This window comes from Stutzerimonas stutzeri, assembly GCF_002909485.1.
GTDB lineage: Bacteria > Pseudomonadota > Gammaproteobacteria > Pseudomonadales > Pseudomonadaceae > Stutzerimonas > Stutzerimonas stutzeri_AH.
This window is the reverse complement of sequence record NZ_PPXG01000003.1, coordinates 136999-155471: the sequence shown is the minus strand read 5'-3', so window position 1 is coordinate 155471 and position 18473 is coordinate 136999. Positions and strand designations below refer to the sequence as shown.

Below are 18473 nucleotides of genomic sequence, written 5' to 3'. Positions count from 1 at the left end.
CGCGTGAAACTCAGAAGTCGCTTTCGTCGACCAGCTCGACCGCCGCAGCTTCCAGCGCATAGGCGGCATCGGCCAGGTCGTTGCTGACCGGTTCGATCTGCAGGCGGCCGTCGACCCACAGTGGCGCGTAGATGTCCTCCAGGGCGATGCCCTTCGGGTAGCGCACCAGGACGATCTGATTCGGTGGCGGCGGCGGTACGTGGATGCAGGCGCCGGGATAGGGCACCAAGAAGAATTCGGTACTGCGCCCGCGCTCGTCGCTCTCCAGCGGCACCGGGTAGCCGCCGAGGCGGATCTCGCGGCCGTTCAACCCGGCGACGGTCTTGGCCGAATACATCACTGCCGGCAGCCCGGCCTCCTGCTTGAGCCCGCCCTGGGCGCTGAAGCCGGCGTCTTCCGGCGTCGAGTGATCGATCTCGGGCATTTCCTCCAGCGCCTGGCGATCTTCGGGCGGCATCAGTTCGAGCCAGTCGAGTTCGGGCGGCGCGGCCTGGGCGTGAGAAGCGAATGCAAGACAGCAAAGCAGCGAGAGGGACGATAAGCGCATGAGGCAGCTACGTAATGAAGGGAACGGGGCCGCAGGGCGCGGCCCTGTGGCGCATCAATGTTTGCGTTTGGTAACCATGCCGTAGATGACCAGCAGGATGATCGCACCGACCACGGCGCCGATAAAGCCCGCGCCCTCGCCAGCACGGTACAGACCAAGCGCCTGGCCGCCGTAGGTCGCCAGCAGCGAGCCGCCGATACCCAGCAGGATGGTCATGATCCAGCCCATGCTGTCGTCGCCCGGCTTCAGAAAACGCGCGATGAGGCCGACGATAAGGCCAATGATGATAGTGCCAATAATGCCCATGGAAATACTCCTGAGGTCCGAAAGTGGGTAACCCATCCGACCCGAGAGCTTTGTTACCGTTCGCCTCAGCCAGACGGCCGGGCTTCAGGAATGGGGAATCAGCGTTTCCACCGCAGTGATCTGACGGTCCAGCGTGGCACGATCAGGGCAGCGCAGCGTGGCGTGTCCAACCTTGCGTCCGACCTTGAAGGCCTTGCCGTAGTGGTGCAGATGGCAGTCCTCGATGGCGATGACCTTCTCCACTGGCGGCACTTCGCCGATGAAATTGAGCATGGCGCTCTCGCCCAGCTTGGCGGTCGAACCCAGCGGCAGGCCCGCGACAGCGCGCAGATGGTTCTCGAACTGGCTGCACTCGGCGCCTTCGATGGTCCAGTGCCCGGAGTTGTGCACGCGCGGGGCGATCTCGTTGGCCTTCAGGCCGCCATCGACCTCGAAGAACTCGAAGGCCAGCACGCCGACATAGTCGAGCTGCTTGAGCACACGACCGACGTAGTCCTCGGCCAGCGCCTGCAGCGGATGGTTGCTGCTGGCAACAGACAATCGCAGGATGCCGCTCTCGTGGCTGTTGTGTACCAGCGGATAGAAACAGGTTTCGCCATCACGCCCACGCACGGCGATCAACGAGACTTCGCCGGTGAAAGGCACGAAGCCTTCGAGAATGCATGGCACGCTACCCAGCTCGGCAAAGGCACTGCTGACATCGGCCGGCTTGCGCAGCAGCTTCTGACCCTTGCCGTCGTAGCCCAGGGTGCGGGTCTTGAGCACGGCCGGCAGACCGATGCTGGCGACCGCAGCGTCGAGATCGGACTGGGACTGGATATCGGCGAACGCCGGGGTGGGAATGCCAAGATCCTTGAACATGGACTTCTCGAACCAGCGATCCCGGGCGATGCGCAGCGACTCGGCACTCGGGTAGACGGGCACGAACTGCGAGAGGAAGGCTACCGTTTCGGCCGGCACGCTCTCGAACTCGAAGGTCACCAGATCCACCTCGTCGGCCAGCCGGCGCAGGTGATCCTTGTCGTCGTAGTCGGCGCGGATGTGCTCGCCAAGGGCCTGAGCGCAGGCATCCGGCGCCGGGTCGAGGAACGCGAAGTTCATGCCCAGCGGGGTACCCGCCAGCGCCAGCATGCGGCCCAGCTGGCCACCACCGATAACACCAATTTTCATATCAACGGCCCTTCAGTAGGCGGCAGATCTAGCGCGCGCGTCGCGCTGCGCAGGAAGCAAGTTTATACCCGCCGGCGGGCGTCGCCGTGCCGGTCGGGTCAGCTCAGAGGCGCGGGTCCGGGCAATCCAGTACGGTCTGGGTCTGCTCGTCGCGGAATTTCTTCAGCGCCTGGTGATACTCGGGGAATTCATGACCGATGATGCTCGCCGACAACAGCGCGGCGTTGATCGCCCCTGCCTTGCCGATGGCCAGGGTGGCAACCGGAACGCCAGCCGGCATCTGAACAATCGACAACAGCGAATCGACACCCGAGAGCATCGACGACTGCACCGGCACGCCGAGTACCGGCAGATGCGTCTTGGCGGCGCACATGCCTGGCAGATGGGCGGCTCCGCCAGCGCCGGCGATGATCACGCGCAGGCCGCGGGCTTCGGCCTGTTCGGCGTACTGGAAGAGCAGGTCCGGGGTGCGATGGGCGGACACCACCGTCACTTCGTGGGGGATGCCCAGCTTTTCCAGCATATCGGCGGTGTGGCTCAGGGTGGACCAGTCGGACTTCGAGCCCATGATCACGCCTACCAGTGCGCTCATCGTCGTGCCTCTCATCGGGCGCCCGTGGGCGCGTCAAGAACAACAAACCACGCAAAAGAGCGTGGCCTGGACAGTCGCGGATCGGCCATGGCCGCCCGCACGAAAGCCGCGCAGTATAGCGCAAGGCGCGACCAGCCAGTACCCCGGGTGGTCGGCCGCTACTGCAGCTGGGCGGGCGCAAGCCGCGTCAGCTCGATCCAGAATCGACTGCCGACACCGGGCTCGCTGTGCAGACCCATCTGCCCGTTCATCAGCCGGGCGAACTCCAGGCAAAGCGACAGCCCGATGCCAGTGCCCTGAATCATGCTGTTTTCCCGGCCAAGCCGCTGGAAGGGCTCGAACACCTGCGCCTGCTGCTCAGGGTCGATGCCCAGGCCGGTGTCCTCGACCAACAGCCGCACGTGACCTGGGCTGGTCTCGACACGCAGACTGATGTGGCCATTTGGAACGTTGTACTTCATCGCGTTGGACAGCAGGTTCAACAACACCTGGCGCAGGCGACGCGGTTCAGCGAGCACCAGCAGGCGTTCATCCGGCAGCAACAGATCGAGCTGCAAGCCGCGCTGCTGGACTTCCAGCGCGACCAGTTCGGCACATTCGCGCATCAGCCCGCAGACTTCCACCGGCTGCAATTCCAGTTGCGCAGGCTCGTTCTGCACGCTCGACCATTCGAGGATCTCGCCCAGCAGTTGATTGAGATGACGACTGGCCAGCAGGATTTCGTCGAGATACTCCGCAGCCTCGGACTGGCTTTCATCGTCACAATCCATGCGCATCAGCTGAGCGAAGCCGAGAATTGCGTTCAGCGGGGTGCGCAACTCGTGACTGATGCCCGAGAGCAGCCGCCCTTTCGCTTCGCTGGTCGCCTGCGCCTGCAACGTGGCCGCACGCAGCTCTTCCTCGACGCGCATCAGCGCATCGATATCCACATGAGTACCGGCCAAAACCCGCACCACGCCGGTATCCGGGTTCTGCTCGAGCACCCGGCCGCGGCTGAGTAACCAATGGTAGTGGCCCTGGGTGTCGGCAAAGCGGTACTTGGCTTCGTAACGCTGCTGTAGGCCGAGACTCACCCGCTCAAGCTGGGCCAACGCTGGCGCCAGGTCATCCGGGTGGATGCGCTGGCGGAACTCGCTATCGCTGAGCTGCCCGGAGGGCAGGCCGAATCGATTCACCATGCGCCCACGCATGCGCAGCGTGTGATTGTGCATGTCGTATTCCCAGAGGCTCTCGGTCGAACTTTCCAGTACCAGTTCCAACCGCCGCTGTGCCTCCCAGCGCTCGGACTCGCTGTAGGCCAGGCGGCTGCCGATTTCCTGGGTGTGACGGGACATCTCGTCGAGCTCGCGGATCTGCGCGCGCGTCGGCTCCGGCTGCCAGCGGCCAACGCCAATCTCGCCGAGCATCCGCGAGATGCCTGCAATGGGCGTGAGCAGTGCCCGACTGAGCTGACGAGCACGCAGCCACATGAGCGTGAAGAAACCGATATAGAACAGCACCAGCCCGGCAATCAGCAGGTAGCCGATCTGCTGGTAGCGGCCCGCCAGCGCGTTGGTCTGGCGAAACACCGCAGCCTCATCGACCATCGCCAGCAGGTGCCAGCCAGTCTGGGCGACCGTGGTCCAGGCCACCAGCTGCGGCCGACCGCCGAGCATTATCGGCTGCACGCCACTGCTGGCGCCGGAAATAGCCGCAGCCAGCTCGGCCGTTTCGGCGCGACGATTGAGCTGGAAGTCTTCCGGCTTGAACATTTCACTGCGGATCGCATCCAGGTACGAGTGATCGGTCAGCTCGGCAAGACCGAAATCCTCCTCGCCAGGCTCCGGCAGCGCCATGATCGTCAGGTCGTCGCTGACCAGCATGGCGTAGCCGCCCCAGGGCACCTGCAGCTGGCCGATCTGCTCGAGAATGCCGCTGACGGTGATGTCGATGCCGACCACCCCTTCGAGGAAATCGCCGCTATACACCGGAGCGGTCGCCGACATCATCCAGCCGTGCCCCGCCGGGTCGAGGTACACATCGGTCCACACCACGCCGCGCGACGGGTTGTGCTCGGCGTCCGCCAGGTAATAGAAGTTGTACTTGGGAATATCCATGTCCGCGGGGTATTGATCGAGGGTGAAGAACCACGGATAGATATGGTTGAAGCTGTCCCAGCTGTTGAAATACAGGCTGGCGACCAGCGGATTGCGTCCCTCGATCTCCTTCATCAACGGCTCCAGCAGCCGCAGCCTGGCAATCTTCTGCAGATCGTGCCGCTCGGGCGGGGTCGCGGCAGAGTAGAAGACCGCGGCACCACCATTGTCATTGGGGCTGTAGCGCACGCCATCATCACTTAGTGCCAGCTCGGGCAACTGTGCGGACTCGCCGCCCTGCAGCGCCTGCGCAGTGAGGTTGCGATACAGCTGCGTCAGCGAGCTGACCTGGCTGAGCTGCTCACCTACCAGGCGCGATTCGAGGCTGACCGCGGCCTGCAAGTCGTTGAGCGCGGTCTCGCGCAAGTGATCGACTTGCGCATCGCGGATCGCATTGTTGGTCAGCAAATAGATCGCGATCAGCGCGGTTTCCACCAGCACCAGCGGGATAAGCGCGCTGCGAACGAAGGCCCGCCAGATCCATTGACGCAGGCCGATTGGCTTTGGGGTGGGCACGAGAGGGCTCCAGCAGCCGCACAAGACGAACAGTCGGCAATGGGCGCGGCAGGGCCGCGATCATAACATTGCCGCCGCTGCCGCGACCTATCGCCTTAAGTGTAAGACCAAGCATCGACCGCGCCACGACTCAGTCTTGGGCAACCGCACGGCTTTCCAGTCGCCGCCAAAGCAGGCGCACCGCGCCCTTGCGCATCAGCGAGCAGCGATACAGGCGGATTTCCAAAGGCACGCGCCATTGCTCGCTGCCACAGATCGCCAATTCCCCGCGCTGCAGCTCCGGCTCGACGCTGAGCCGCGGCACCCAGGCAATGCCCAGCCCCTGTAGCGCCATGCTTTTCAGGCTATCGGCCATCGCCGTCTCGTAAACGGTGGTCGAGCGCAGTGCGCGCTGACGCAGCAGCAGATTCACCGAACGACCGAGAAAGGCCCCGGCGCTATAGGCCAGCAACGGCACGGTCTGGCCGCTGTCGACGTCGTACAGCGGCGTGCCCCCGGCACCCGCCGCGCATACCGGCAGCATTTCCGTACGCCCCAGGTGCAACGAGGGAAACAGCTCCGGATCTAGCTGCAGCGCGGCATCCGGGTCGTAGTAGGCGAGGATCAGGTCGCAGCCGCCCTCGCGCAGCACATGCACGGCTTCGCCGACGTTGGTGGCGATCAGCCGGGTGGCGATATTCAGCCCGTCGTTGCGCAGGCCGGCGATCCACGCCGGGAAGAAGCCCAGCGCCAGCGAGTGTGCGGCGGATATCTGCAACACCTCGCCCTGCTGGCCTTCCACATGGTGCAGATGACGCACCACCTCGCCGAGCTGCTCGACCATGTTGCGCGCACTGACAAGGAACAGCTGGCCGGCCTCGGTCAACTCGATCGGCGTGCGCGAACGGTTGATCAACTGCAGCCCAAGTGCCTCTTCCAATGAACGTATCCGCCGACTGAAGGCCGGCTGCGTGACAAAGCGGCGCTGCGCTGCCTGGGAAAAACTGCGGGTCGCTGCCAGGGCGATGAAGTCTTCCAGCCACTTGGTTTCCAGATTCACCTGAACATTCCTCGATACGATGGCAGCCAGCACAAAGTCACACCTACATTATGCCGTTCCGGCATAGGGCAGCCGCCAACGGCATTGGCCGTCAAACACCTGAAAGCCTTATTTTAGGCGCACTGCAGCACTGCCTGCGTCTAACGAAGCCACATTACCATCATGTCCGAAGTTGCATCATCGCGAGTCGAAAAAGACCTGCTTGGCACCCTTCCCGTTCCTTCCGAAGCCTATTACGGCATCCAGACCCTGCGCGCACTGCACAACTTTCGCCTTTCCGGCGTGCCGCTGGCGCATTACCCCAAGCTGATCGTCGCCCTGGCAATGGTCAAGCAGGCAGCGGCGGACGCCAACCGCGAGCTGGGCTACCTGCCCGAGGCCAAGCACGTGGCGATCAGCCAGGGCTGCGCCCGGTTGATTCGCGGTGAGTACCACGAGCAGTTCGTGGTAGACATGATCCAGGGCGGTGCCGGCACCTCGACCAACATGAACGCCAACGAGGTGATTGCTAACCTCGGCCTGGAAGCGATGGGCCACGCCAAGGGCGAGTACCAGTACCTGCATCCGAACAACGACGTGAACATGGCGCAGTCCACCAACGACGCCTACCCCACCGCCATTCGCCTCGGCCTGCTGCTCGGCCACGACACTCTGCTAGCCAGCCTGGAAAGCCTCTGCCAGTCGCTGACCGGCAAGGGCCATGCCTTCGCCCACGTGCTGAAGATGGGCCGCACCCAGCTGCAGGACGCCGTGCCGATGACCCTCGGCCAGGAGTTCCACGCCTTCGCCACCACCCTCGGCGAGGATCTGCACCATCTGCGCGGCTTTGCGCCCGAGCTGCTGCTTGAGGTGAACCTCGGCGGCACCGCGATCGGCACCGGCATCAATGCCGATCCACGCTACCAGTCGATCGCCGTTCAGCGCCTGGCCCAGATCAGCGGCCAGCCGCTGCGCCAAGCCGCCGACCTGATCGAAGCCACCTCGGACATGGGCTCGTTCGTGTTGTTCTCCGGCATGCTCAAGCGCCTGGCGGTAAAGCTGTCGAAGATCTGCAACGACCTGCGCCTGCTCTCCAGCGGCCCGCGCACCGGCTTCAACGAAATCAACCTGCCGCCGCGCCAGCCGGGCAGTTCGATCATGCCGGGCAAGGTCAATCCGGTGATTCCGGAGGCAGTCAACCAGGTCGCCTTCGAAGTGATCGGCAACGACTTGGCGCTGACCATGGCGGCCGAAGGCGGCCAGCTGCAGCTCAACGTGATGGAGCCGCTGATCGCCTACAAGCTGTTCGATTCGATACGCCTGCTGCAGCGCGCCATGGACATGCTGCGCGAGCATTGCATCGAAGGCATCACCGCCAACGAAGCACGTTGCCGCGAGCTGATGGAGAGCTCCATCGGCCTGATCACCGCGCTGAATCCCTACATCGGCTACGACAACAGCACCCGCCTGGCCCGTGAGGCACTGCTCGGCGGACGCAGCGTGCTGGAGCTGGTGCGCGAAGAGCGGCTACTCGACGACGCCATGCTCGCCGAGATCCTGCGCCCGGAAAACATGATCGCGCCACGCCTGGCACCGCTGGTGGTCTGATCACCCCATGCGCCCGGCAAAAATGCCGGGCGTTCGCTTTACGGGCCGCGAGCCCGGCCCGTTGGCACAATAAAAACAACAGGAAAACCCATGACTCAGAGTACGACCCTCTCCGCTCCCCTGCGCCTGCTCGTCCGTCTACCGCTATGGCAGCAGATCCTCATCGGCCTGGCACTCGGCGTTGCCACCGGCATGGCCTTCGGCGAAGGCGCACAGCTGCTGGCACCGATCGGCACGCTGTTCCTCAACGCGATCAAGATGCTTATCGTGCCGCTGGTGTTCGTTTCGCTGGTTGCCGGCATCACTTCGATGCAGGACAGCGCCAAGCTTGGCCGCATCAGCTTGAAGACCATCGCCATCTATCTGGTGACCACTGCCTTCGCGGTGAGCATCGGCCTGCTGTTCGGCGCGCTGTTCACCCCGGGCGAAGGCATGAACATGGTCGCCAGCGGCAGCGAACAGGCCAAGCAGGCGCCCTCGTTGGTATCCATCCTGGTCGGGCTGGTGCCGGCCAACCCGGTCACCGCATTTGCCGAAGGCAACATCCTGCAGATCATCGTCTTCGCCATCGCGCTGGGCGTCAGCATCAACCTTATCGGCGAGCGCGGCGCGCCGGCAGTGCGCCTGTTCGACGCGCTGGCCGAGAGCTTCTACAAACTCACCGATCTGGTGATGCGCGTCGCGCCGATCGGCGTATTCGCTCTGACCGCTGGTGTGGTCGGCAGCCATGGTGCCGAAGTACTGCTGCCGCTGGCAGGCGTGATCGGTGTGATCTACCTGGCCAGCATCACCCATGTACTGCTGGTCTACGGCGGATTGCTCGGCCTGCTGGCGCGGCTCAATCCGCTGCGTTTCTTCCAGGGCATCGCCCCGGCGCTGGCGGTGGCGTTCAGCACCTCGAGCAGCTCCGGCACGCTGCCGGTGTCCATTGAATGCGCACGCAAGAACCTCGGTGTATCCGAGGGTGTCGCCGGCTTCGTGCTGCCGGTGGGCGCGACCATCAATATGGACGGCACAGCGATCTACCAGGGCGTGCTGGCGCTGTTCATCGCCCAGGCCTTCGGCATCGACCTCAGTGCCGGGCAGTACGCGATGATCATCCTTACCGCGACGCTGGCCTCCATCGGCACCGCAGGCATCCCGGGCGCCGGGCTGATCATGCTCAGTCTCGTACTCAGCGCCGCCGGCCTGCCGCTGGAAGGCGTGGCCCTGATCGCCGGGATCGACCGCATCCTCGACATGGCCCGCACCACGGTCAACGTCGCTGGCGATCTGATGACCACCACGCTGGTCGGCCGCAGCGAGCAAGAGCTGGACCGCGCGATCTACGACGCCAGCAACAAGGAGTGACTCGGCTGAGGCTGACCGGGGCGGGTTTATCCGCCCGGCCAGCAACCGCAGTCACGACCTACTGGCCTGCCGCTATGCCGGCGGCAGGCCCCAGGCGCTGCGCAGGCGAGCCAGTGCATCGATGATCGCCGCCTCTGGCACCGCGGCAAAGCCCAGCACCAGTCCGCCCGGTGCGCCTCTCGGCGCCTGACCGTCCAGCCAATAGTCGGCCAGCCCGTTCATTTCCACCCCGGCCGCTCGCGCCGCGGCAACCAGCTCGGCTTCGCGGGCCTGGCTGTGCACCGGCACGCACAGGTGCAGCCCGGCATCCACCGCCGGCAACGCGGCGCAACCAGGGATCGCCTCTGGCCAGTGCTGCAACAGGGTGTCACGGCGCACCCGGGCAGCCTGGCGCATGCGCCGCACGTGACGCTGGAAATGCCCGGCGGCGATGAACTCGGCCATCACTGCCTGGCTGCCAACATCGGAGTGGCGCATGTCCAATGCAAGACGGCGGGCAAATGCCTCGGCCAGGCCGGGAGGCAACACCAGGTAGCCAAGGCGCAACGCGGGGAAGGTGATCTTGCAGAAGGTGCCGACGTAAAGCACCCGCCCCTGCCGGTCCAGTGCCGCCAAGGGCGTCAGCGGCGTGCCGCTGTAACGGTACTCGCCGTCGTAGTCGTCCTCGACGATCCAGCCCTCACTGCGCTCGGCCCAGGCGAGCAATTCCAGGCGGCGCGCCAGCGACAGGGTCACCCCCGTCGGATACTGATGCGAGGGCGTGACGTAGGCCAAGCGACAGCCTTCGATCTGCGCCAGTGCGGCGGTATCCAACCCCTCACCATCCACCGCGACCCCACACAGCTCGGCACCAGCCACCGCGAAGGCATGGCCGGCGGCACGGTAGCCAGGGTTTTCCAGCGCGACACGATCGCCGGGCTGCACCAGCAGCTGGGCGCAGAGGCTGATGCCCTGCTGCGCGCCGCAGGTGATCACAACCTGGGACGGATCGCAGTTGAGACCGCGACTGCTGCGCAGGTAGGCCGCTACCAGTTCGCGTAATGCAGGCTCACCCGCCGGATCGCCATAGCCCAGGCGCGCCGGCGATGGCTTGCGCCAGAAGCGCGCCGTGAGCCGCGCCCAGGTTTCGAAGGGGAACAGATCGAAGGCCGGCACGCCGATGCGAAAGGCCCTCGGCGCACCGCTCACGGGCGGCGCAAGGTGATTGCGCTGCAGGCGCAACAGCGCCTCGGTCGGTGCCAGTTCGGAAGCAGACACCCGCGTCAGCGGTCGCGCGCTGCCGAGCTCCACCACGTAAGTGCCATCGCCTACACGGCCCTCGATGTAGCCTTCGGCGTAGAGCTGATCGAACGCACGGGTGACAGTGTTGCGTGACACCGCCAGCAATGCCGCCAGATCACGACTGGCCGGCAGCCGACTGCGCCCAGCCAGACGCCCATCCAGGATTCGCTCGCGCAGGGCCTGATAGAGCTGGCGCGTCAGACCCTGACTGCGGTCCAGACGAATGCCGGAAAGATCGACGGGCAATGGGGGTGTGGTCAGCATAGGAAGTATTGGCTCTATCGAAGTCGCAGGTAATGGATCTTACAGCGGACCAATATCCTGCCTAGCATGGCAGCACTGCACTTGGAGAGACGCCATGTACCTGCCCGCCTCATTTCACCAGGATGATCTTGGCGAGTTGCACCGCCAGATTCAGTCAACGCCGTTCGCGCTGCTGGCCAGTAAGGGCAAGGACGGCGTGCAGGCCAGCCACCTGCCGCTGCTGCTGGAACCGGATGAAGGCGAGTTCGGCACGCTCTACGGGCACTTCGCCAAGGCCAATCCGCACTGGCGCGATCTGCAGGACGGCTGCGAAGCGCTAGCCGTGTTCAGCGGCCCTGACGCCTACATCAGCCCCAGCTGGTATCCGACCAAAGCGGAGCACGGCAAGGTCGTACCGACCTGGAACTACATCGCCGTGCATGCCCGCGGCCCAGTGCGGCTGATAGAGGATCGCAAGAGCCTGCTGCAGATCGTCAGCCGCCTCAGCGACCAACATGAAGCCGGCCGCCCGCAGCCCTGGGCCGTAAGCGATGCGCCACGCGACTACCTGAACGCCATGCTGCGCGCCATCGTCGGTTTCGCGCTGCCGATCCGCCGACTGGAGGGCAAATGGAAACTCGGGCAGAACCGCCTGCCCGTCGACCAGACCGGGGTTCGCCAGGGTCTGGCCGCGTCGCTCGATCCACGCGACCAGGCCTTGGCCGCCCGCATGCCCATCACCGACTGAAGAGGAATGCACTGTGCCTGAGATCCGCCCTATCACCGCTGCCGACCACGCTGTCTGGAGAGAACTCTGGCAGACCTACCAACGCTTCTACGCCGCTGCGATTGCGGAGCAGACCAGCGACCTCACCTGGCAGCGCTTCCTCGATCCAGCCGAGCCGATGCATGCCGCACTGGCCTGGCATGACGGCCACGCCATCGGCCTGGTGCACTGGATCTTCCATCGCAGCTGCTGGACCCGCGGTGACTACTGCTACCTGCAGGACCTCTACGTGGCCGAGGGCACCCGCGGCAAGGGCATCGGTCGGGCGCTGATCGAGCACGTCTACGCCCAGGCCGCAGCCGCCGGCGCCTCGCGCGTCCACTGGTTGACCCAGGAGACCAACTATACGGGGCGCATGCTCTACGACCGCATCGCCGAACGCTCGGGCTTCATCCAGTACCGCAAGATCCTCTGAGCCTTCACTCGATGCCGAACAGCCCGTTCTCCACATGCGGCGTCGCCAGGCGCTCGCGGATGTCCAGGTCGATGCGCGGGTCGTCCGGGCTGTAGAGCATCACCTGGCGATAGGCACTGACCCGGTTGATCTCGCTGCCCAGGTATTCCCACACCACCGAGGTGCACGCCGGCGTGCGGCGGTCGCCCGAGGAGACGCCCGTCTTTAGCCCGTTGAGGCGGGTGATGCGGCTCTTGAAGCTGGGAATGAGGATGGTCTGGCTCATCTCATTGAGCGTCAGCGATTCGTAGTCGATCAGGAACAGTCGGTCCTGCAGGCCGAACGCCGCGCCGAGGTAGCGGCAGCGCACCCAGTCCTCGGCCTGGCCGAGGGTAGGACTGGCGCGCTCCTGGCGTTCCTGGCGCTCGAACAGGAACAGGCCATTTTCCTCACGCAGGTGCACCAGCGATATCAGGATGCTTCCCGGTACAGACATGCAGTTGGCGTACTCGAAGTAATACCCGCAGTAGCGCGCCAGGCTGGTGGCGTGTTCGCGCAGCGGCTGCAGCAGCGTCAGCAGCGCGTCGGTACGCGGCAGCGCCTGTGCCTCCGGATGGCGCGCGCCAACCAGTCGGGCGAACTGCTCCGGCGGCATCTCCAGCTCGTAACCCTCGACGCCGAAGAAGTCGCCGATGCGCTTGAGATTGAACGGCGTCGGCCGGCTTTGCCCACCCAGGTACTTGTTGAACTGCGCCCGATTGATGGCCAGCTTGCGGCATACCTCGGCAATCGAACGGTAATGACTGCAGAGCAACTTGAGGTTTTCGGCGAGGTGAGAAGTCACGGTTGCCTCTGAAGATTGGCGCGAGTGCCGCCATTCTAGCATCAGGTCGCGCCACATCGCGGCCAACCGCGAAATTGCCCTGCACGCCGCTCTGTTGAAACATCCCCCGCTTGCACGGCGCAACGGCGCGCGCCGGCACCCTAACAACGACAACAAGGTGAACATTGCCATGCTCGACCTTCTAAATGACCTCATTTGGAGCAAGCTGCTGATCGTCATGCTGATCGGCCTCGGTCTGCTCTTTACCATCCGCTCCGGCTTCGTCCAGTTCCGCTATTTCGGCAACATGTTCACGATCTTCGGTCACGCCTTCGAGCGTCAACCGGGGCAGCTCTCCTCCTTCCAGGCATTGATGCTGTCGGTCGCCGGCCGAGTCGGTGCGGGCAACATCGCCGGTGTCTCCGTGGCGATCATGCTCGGCGGCCCTGGCGCGATCTTCTGGATGTGGGTGGTGGCGCTGGTGGGCATGGCGACCAGCTATTTCGAGTGCTCGCTGGCGCAGCTATACAAGCGTCGCGAGCCGGACGGCACCTATCGTGGTGGCCCGGCCTTCTACATCCAGCACGGACTTGGCCAACGCTGGCTGGGCATCGTGGTATCGATCCTGCTGCTGATGACCTTCGGCTTCGGCTTCAATGCCGTGCAGTCGTTCACCGTCGCCAGCTCGCTGCACGACACCTTCGGCGTGCCGACCGTTGCCAGCGGCATCGCGCTGACCTTCGTGATCGGCGGCATCATCTTCGGCGGCATCCGTCGCATCGCCAAGTGGGCCGACGTGCTGGTACCAGTCATGGCGTTCTCCTACCTGGCCATGGCGCTGTTCGTCATCGGCAGTAACTTCAGCGCGATCCCGGAAACCTTCGGGCTGATCTTCCGTAGCGCCTTCGGTCTGGAACAGGCATTTGCCGGCGGCATCGGCGCGGCGATCCTGATGGGCGTCAAGCGCGGTCTGTTCTCCAACGAAGCAGGCCTGGGCAGCGCACCCAACGTCGCTGCGGTTGCCGAGGTCAAGCACCCGGTGGCGCAAGGCATCGTGCAGTCGCTTTCGGTATTCATCGACACCATCATCCTGTGCAGCTGCACGGCCCTGATCATCCTGCTCTCCGGCGTCTACGAGCCGGGCATGGACCAGGCGGGTGTCGTACTGACCCAGACTGCCGTTGCCGCCGTCGTCGGCGAATGGGGCCGAGTGTTCGTCAGCATCGCCCTGCTGCTGTTCGTGTTCACCACGCTGATTTACAACTACTACTTGGGCGAGAACGCCCTGGGTTTCTTTACTGAGAAGCGTACCCCGGTGGTGATCTACCGCGTGCTGGTGATCATCCTCGTGCTTTGGGGCTCGGTGCAGGACCTAGGCACCGTATTCGCCTTCGCCGACGTGACCATGGGCCTGCTGGCCATCGCCAACCTCATCGCGGTGGCCCTGCTGTTCAAGGTCGGCCTGCGCCTGATGCGCGACTACGACCGCCAGATACGCGCCGGTATCGAGCAACCGGTGCTCGACCCGAAAGACTTCGCCGATCTGGATCTCGACCCAGCCGTCTGGAAGGCGAACATGCCTGCCTCGCCAGACACCACCGAGCGCCGCTAAACGCTCGCGACGCGACCGGCCAGCCCCTCGTGCGCAACAGCACAACGGGGCTGGCACCATCCGCCTCATTTCCTGATGGCCTGCGCCGACTGAGCGAGGAGCGCGCGTGAACCAATCAATCGAACGTCTGCTGGTGCTCTACACCGGCGGCACCATCGGTATGCAACAGAGCGCCGCCGGACTGATGCCAGCCTCCGGCTTCGAAGCCCGGCTGCGGGCGCAGCAAGCGCTGGAATCCGGGCCGTTACCCACCTGGACCTTCCGCGAACTGCAACCGTTGCTGGACAGCGCCAACATGCAGCCGAGCCATTGGCTGCAAATGGCGGCGGCGGTTCGTGAGGCCGTGGCGCAGGGTGACTGCGATGCAGTCCTGCTGCTGCATGGCACCGACACCCTGGCCTACAGCGCCGCCGCACTGTCGTTCCTGCTGCTCGATCTTGACCTACCGGTGCTGATCACCGGCGCCATGCTGCCAGCGGGAAGCGAGGGCAGCGATGCCTGGCCCAACCTGTTCGGCGCCATGCGAGCCCTGCATGCCGGCCAGGTAAAGGGCACGCAACTGTTCTTCAACGGCATGCTGCTGCGCGGCGCGCGGGTCAGCAAGTTGCGCAGCGATGCCTTCGATGCGTTTGCCGAAGCACCGCGCAAACGCCGGGCCGAAGCCGCCACAGAGCGTCCACCGGCACTGCTGCCACAGCGGCCGGCAGAGGTCGCGATATTGCCGTTATACCCCGGTGTCGGCGCCGCACAGGTCCAGGCGCTAGTGGCCAGTGGCGCTCAGGCGCTGCTGCTCGAATGCTATGGCAGCGGCACCGGCCCGGCGAACGACGTCGACTTCATCCAGGCACTGCGCACGGCACACCGACAGGGCGTAGTGCTGGCAGCGATCAGCCAGTGTCCGGGCGGGCACATCGATTTCGACGTCTACGCCACGGGTAGTGCCCTGCGCGATGCTGGCCTGATCTCCGGCGGAGGCATGACCCGCGAAGCGGCACTGGGCAAGCTGTTCGCCCTACTCGCCGCCGGGCTCGACCACGCCGAGGTGGAGCACTGGTTCTGCCGCGATCTATGCGGCGAAATGGCCGACTGAGACCTGCCGTCCTCTGAGCATGCGCGCTGTCCTGCAGCGCGCAGCCCGCCGCAGGCCCGTTGGGCTGGGCTTTAGCCCACCGCCAGAACCACACGACAGCGCAATCGAAGTGCGGGCGCCCTGCAAGCGCTCGCACCACGCCGTTCAGCCAAGCCCTCAACCTACCTGATAGCGCGCCCGTGGCGTGGCCATCGGCAACGGACCATCGCCGATCAGACGGAACTCGCCCTTTCCGGCGTCGTAAGCGCGGATCTCGCTGGTACCGATGTTGTATACCCAGCCGTGGATGAACAGCTGCCCGCTGGCCAGGCGTGCTGCCACCGAAGGATGGGTGCGCAGGTGGTCAAGCTGGGCCACGACGTTCTCCTCGGTGAGGATGCCCAGCGTGTTGTGGTCGGCGCAGCCGCAATTCTGCTCGACGACGATCTTCGCCACCTCGGCGTGGCGCAGCCAACCTTTGACCGTCGGCATGCGTTCCAGCTGAGCCGGGTTGAGCACCGCCTTCATCGCACCGCAGTCGGAGTGGCCGCAGACGATGATGTGCTGTACGCCAAGCGCCATCACGGCGAACTCGATGGCGGTCGACACACCGCCGTTCATCTGTCCGTAGGGCGGCACCACGTTGCCGACGTTGCGGGTAACGAACAGGTCGCCGGGCGAGCTCTGGGTGATCAGCTCGGGGATGATCCGTGAGTCGGCACAGGTAATGAACATTGCCCGCGGCGTCTGCTCGTAGGCGAGCTTTTCGAACAGTTCGCGCTGCTGCGGATAGACCTCTTCGCGGAAGCGCTTGACGCCGGAGACGATGTGCTCGAGGGCCTCCTGGGCGGTTTCGCTCGTCTTGTCGTCGTTCATGCTCAGTTCTCTCCAGAAGATTTTGAAGGGTAGGCGCCGCCGCAACGGCGCATCAGAAGATGGACCAGCCGATACGCTGCGACAGCGCTTCGAGGGCTGCCATGCCGATCAGCAAGTTGCCCGCTGCGTTCAGTTCCGGCGACCAGACACAGACGGTGAAACGCCCTGGTACTACGGCGACGATGCCGCCGCCGACGCCGCTCTTGCCAGGCAGGCCGACCCGGTAGGCAAAGTTGCCGGCCTCGTCGTACAGACCGCTGGTGGCCATGATGGCGTTCACCTGCTTGGCCTGACGCGGCGCGAGCACCGTCTCACCGCTCTGCGGGCAGGCACCATCACGGGCAAGGAAAGCGAAGGCGCGGGCCAGGTCGACGCAATTCATGCGCAGCGCACAGTGATGAAAATAGCTGCGCAGCACCGCTTCGACATCGTTGTGGAAGTTGCCGAAGGCCTGCATCAGGTACGCCATCGCTGCATTGCGCGCCCGGTGTTGATACTCCGATTCGGCGACACGGCTGTCTGAGACGATCAGCGGGTTGCCCGACAGATGCCGGACGAAATCGCGCATCGACAGCGCCGGCACCGCAAAGCGCGACTGGTTGATATCGCAAATCACCAGGGCGCCGGCGTTGATGAACGGATTGCGCGGCCGACCACGCTCGAACTCCAGCTGCACCAGCGAATTGAACGGCTGGCCGGACGGCTCATGCCCCAACCGCTCCCATAGGGATTCGCCACCATGCTGAATCGCCTGGACCAGGCTGAACACTTTGGAAATGCTCTGGATCGAAAACGGTGTTTTCGCATCACCTGCGTGATAGAGCTCGCCATCAGCACTGCATACCGCGATGCCCAGTTGGTCGGCCGGTACATCCGCCAGCGCGGGGATGTAATCCGCCACCTTGCCCCGGCCGAACAGCGGTCGGACCTCATCGAGGATTTCGCTCAACAGGTTTTGCATGCACGTTCCATGGAAGAGATAAATTGCGCGCCGCGCCGTAGGCTACTAGACGCCAGTCGAACCGCGTCCATCACAGTCGGCGTCGGGCCTGGTGCAGGTTTCCAGGCGTGTCCGATCTGTGCTTCGTCGATCCCGACGAAGGCCGCCACCCGTTCCGCGCGCGAGCTGGTCGTCCGAGGCTCGGGCAAAGTCGCTAACGGCACTTAGTTCGACGCCAACCGCGGCCACTTTATCCAGCAATTCAGTACCACCGCGCGCTTCAGGAAGTGTGACGAGCACCCACCTGCGGCGCGGCGCCATATTCGGCATCGCCATGGGCTCAGGTATAGTGCCGCCCGCTTTACGGGGCACGGCCTGTGTCCTGGGCGTCACCACAAGGAAAGAACCGATGATGATCAAACGTGCCGCAGGCGTGCTGGCGCTCGCACTGGCAACCACCGGCTGCTCCACCGCGACCTACTTCAAACTGCCCGAGAACAGCAAAGTCGCCGTCTATGAGCGGCCCCAGCAATACTCGCAGGGGTTTGTCAAAACGCGTCCGTTCTTTTGGACAGCCGCTGGCGGCATCCCCTACAAGCTGAGCAGCGATAACGGCGAACTGTTGCAGCAGGGCAAGCTGCGCGCGCGTTTCCGTGTTGCCTCCATCTTCTGGCCACCGGGTGGCATCATCTACTGGCCCATGGGTTTCGGTCAGCGCTGCTATGACCTGACCGGCGCGGCGCCGCTCACATGCACCCAGGGCGACCTCAAGCAATTGCGTAGCCAGCATCGGCTCGATCGCTAGGTTATTCGCAAGCCGCCCCGTCCTGGCCCCAGCGCCAGGGCGGTGGATGAACCGAAGACCCTACTCCCGGCCCGTTCAGGGCAATCCATCTGTTCGACCTAGAACTTCTCCGGCCGCAGTACTTCGACTTCGGCCAGGTAGCAGACCATGGCGAAATGCTCGTAATACCGAGCCTGCAGGTGCTCGGCGATACGCTCGGCAACCTCGCGACTGCAGATCACCTCCAGCCGGATGTTGCCGTCGGTGTCCCAGCCGGCACTGCGTACGCCACGACTGCCACTGCCGCGGGCGTCCGACAGCGTCCAGCCAGGCGCGCCGAGGATTTTCAGATCGCCGACCAGTTTGTGTTCCAGCGCTGCTTCGCAGATCACGGTCAGCAGCGTTCGATTGTGCGCGTTCAT

18 protein-coding genes are annotated in these 18473 nt (G+C 64.5%); 7 read left to right on the top strand and 11 right to left on the bottom strand.

Going from position 1 to position 18473, the window contains the following annotated elements; translation table 11 throughout:
• Nucleotides 1–10: 10 nt before the first annotated feature.
• The 6 genes from CXK91_RS08180 to CXK91_RS08155 form a co-directional block, all read right to left on the bottom strand.
• Nucleotides 11–547 carry a DUF3299 domain-containing protein gene (locus CXK91_RS08180; protein ID WP_103455672.1) on the bottom strand — a complete coding sequence of 179 codons (537 nt, stop codon included), beginning with the start codon at nucleotides 545–547 and terminating at the stop codon, nucleotides 11–13.
• A 54-nt stretch (nucleotides 548–601) separates the two neighbouring features.
• The gene (locus CXK91_RS08175) at nucleotides 602–853 is read right to left on the bottom strand and encodes a GlsB/YeaQ/YmgE family stress response membrane protein (protein WP_103455671.1); all 252 of its coding nucleotides are present in this window, start codon (nucleotides 851–853) and stop codon (nucleotides 602–604) included.
• An 84-nt stretch (nucleotides 854–937) separates the two neighbouring features.
• Nucleotides 938–2023, bottom strand: a complete 1086-nt coding sequence (locus tag CXK91_RS08170; protein WP_103455670.1) for a 5-(carboxyamino)imidazole ribonucleotide synthase — start codon at nucleotides 2021–2023, stop codon at nucleotides 938–940.
• 103 nt (nucleotides 2024–2126) lie between these two features.
• Nucleotides 2127–2615, bottom strand: coding sequence for a 5-(carboxyamino)imidazole ribonucleotide mutase (purE, locus tag CXK91_RS08165; RefSeq protein ID WP_015278703.1), 489 nt, complete (start codon nucleotides 2613–2615; stop codon nucleotides 2127–2129).
• Between the two features lie 158 nt (nucleotides 2616–2773).
• Nucleotides 2774–5266: a sensor histidine kinase gene (locus CXK91_RS08160; RefSeq protein ID WP_103455669.1), complete on the bottom strand. Its 2493-nt coding sequence runs from the start codon at nucleotides 5264–5266 to the stop codon at nucleotides 2774–2776.
• A gap of 130 nt (nucleotides 5267–5396) precedes the next feature.
• Nucleotides 5397–6305, bottom strand: a complete 909-nt coding sequence (locus tag CXK91_RS08155) for a LysR substrate-binding domain-containing protein (protein ID WP_103455668.1) — start codon at nucleotides 6303–6305, stop codon at nucleotides 5397–5399.
• A gap of 162 nt (nucleotides 6306–6467) precedes the next feature.
• Here CXK91_RS08155 and CXK91_RS08150 point away from each other — a divergent pair, with 162 nt between their 5' ends.
• Together CXK91_RS08150 and CXK91_RS08145 are read left to right on the top strand one after the other, a co-directional pair.
• Nucleotides 6468–7892 (top strand): aspartate ammonia-lyase, encoded by a 1425-nt coding sequence (locus CXK91_RS08150; RefSeq protein ID WP_103455667.1) that lies wholly within the window; start codon nucleotides 6468–6470, stop codon nucleotides 7890–7892.
• A gap of 90 nt (nucleotides 7893–7982) precedes the next feature.
• Nucleotides 7983–9242 carry a dicarboxylate/amino acid:cation symporter gene (locus CXK91_RS08145; protein ID WP_103455666.1) on the top strand — a complete coding sequence of 420 codons (1260 nt, stop codon included), beginning with the start codon at nucleotides 7983–7985 and terminating at the stop codon, nucleotides 9240–9242.
• A 72-nt stretch (nucleotides 9243–9314) separates the two neighbouring features.
• Here the strand turns inward: CXK91_RS08145 and CXK91_RS08140 are convergent, their stop codons facing one another.
• Complete coding sequence (locus CXK91_RS08140) at nucleotides 9315–10787, bottom strand: PLP-dependent aminotransferase family protein (RefSeq protein ID WP_103455665.1); 1473 nt, start codon at nucleotides 10785–10787, stop codon at nucleotides 9315–9317.
• 94 nt (nucleotides 10788–10881) lie between these two features.
• On the opposite strand from CXK91_RS08140, the gene CXK91_RS08135 reads away from it, so the two are divergent.
• Both CXK91_RS08135 and CXK91_RS08130 read left to right on the top strand, forming a co-directional pair.
• Nucleotides 10882–11514 carry an FMN-binding negative transcriptional regulator gene (locus CXK91_RS08135; protein WP_103455664.1) on the top strand — a complete coding sequence of 211 codons (633 nt, stop codon included), beginning with the start codon at nucleotides 10882–10884 and terminating at the stop codon, nucleotides 11512–11514.
• A 13-nt stretch (nucleotides 11515–11527) separates the two neighbouring features.
• Nucleotides 11528–11968 (top strand): GNAT family N-acetyltransferase, encoded by a 441-nt coding sequence (locus tag CXK91_RS08130; protein ID WP_103455663.1) that lies wholly within the window; start codon nucleotides 11528–11530, stop codon nucleotides 11966–11968.
• A 4-nt stretch (nucleotides 11969–11972) separates the two neighbouring features.
• On the opposite strand, the gene CXK91_RS08125 is transcribed toward CXK91_RS08130, so the two are convergent.
• Nucleotides 11973–12833 (bottom strand): helix-turn-helix domain-containing protein, encoded by an 861-nt coding sequence (locus CXK91_RS08125; protein WP_272887562.1) that lies wholly within the window; start codon nucleotides 12831–12833, stop codon nucleotides 11973–11975.
• Between the two features lie 127 nt (nucleotides 12834–12960).
• On the opposite strand from CXK91_RS08125, the gene CXK91_RS08120 reads away from it, so the two are divergent.
• Both CXK91_RS08120 and CXK91_RS08115 read left to right on the top strand, forming a co-directional pair.
• A complete protein-coding gene (locus CXK91_RS08120) occupies nucleotides 12961–14382 on the top strand; it encodes an alanine/glycine:cation symporter family protein (protein WP_103455662.1) in 1422 nt (473 codons plus the stop codon).
• Between the two features lie 106 nt (nucleotides 14383–14488).
• Nucleotides 14489–15472: an asparaginase gene (locus CXK91_RS08115; RefSeq protein WP_103455661.1), complete on the top strand. Its 984-nt coding sequence runs from the start codon at nucleotides 14489–14491 to the stop codon at nucleotides 15470–15472.
• Between the two features lie 156 nt (nucleotides 15473–15628).
• On the opposite strand, the gene CXK91_RS08110 is transcribed toward CXK91_RS08115, so the two are convergent.
• Together CXK91_RS08110 and glsB are read right to left on the bottom strand one after the other, a co-directional pair.
• A complete protein-coding gene (locus CXK91_RS08110) occupies nucleotides 15629–16327 on the bottom strand; it encodes a carbonic anhydrase (RefSeq protein ID WP_103455660.1) in 699 nt (232 codons plus the stop codon).
• 52 nt (nucleotides 16328–16379) lie between these two features.
• Nucleotides 16380–17288, bottom strand: coding sequence for a glutaminase B (glsB, locus tag CXK91_RS08105; RefSeq protein WP_103455659.1), 909 nt, complete (start codon nucleotides 17286–17288; stop codon nucleotides 16380–16382).
• Between the two features lie 388 nt (nucleotides 17289–17676).
• Between glsB and CXK91_RS08100 the strand changes: the two genes are divergently transcribed.
• Nucleotides 17677–18072 carry a hypothetical protein gene (locus CXK91_RS08100; RefSeq protein ID WP_103455658.1) on the top strand — a complete coding sequence of 132 codons (396 nt, stop codon included), beginning with the start codon at nucleotides 17677–17679 and terminating at the stop codon, nucleotides 18070–18072.
• A 98-nt stretch (nucleotides 18073–18170) separates the two neighbouring features.
• On the opposite strand, the gene CXK91_RS08095 is transcribed toward CXK91_RS08100, so the two are convergent.
• Nucleotides 18171–18473, bottom strand: a complete 303-nt coding sequence (locus CXK91_RS08095; RefSeq protein ID WP_103455657.1) for a P-II family nitrogen regulator — start codon at nucleotides 18471–18473, stop codon at nucleotides 18171–18173.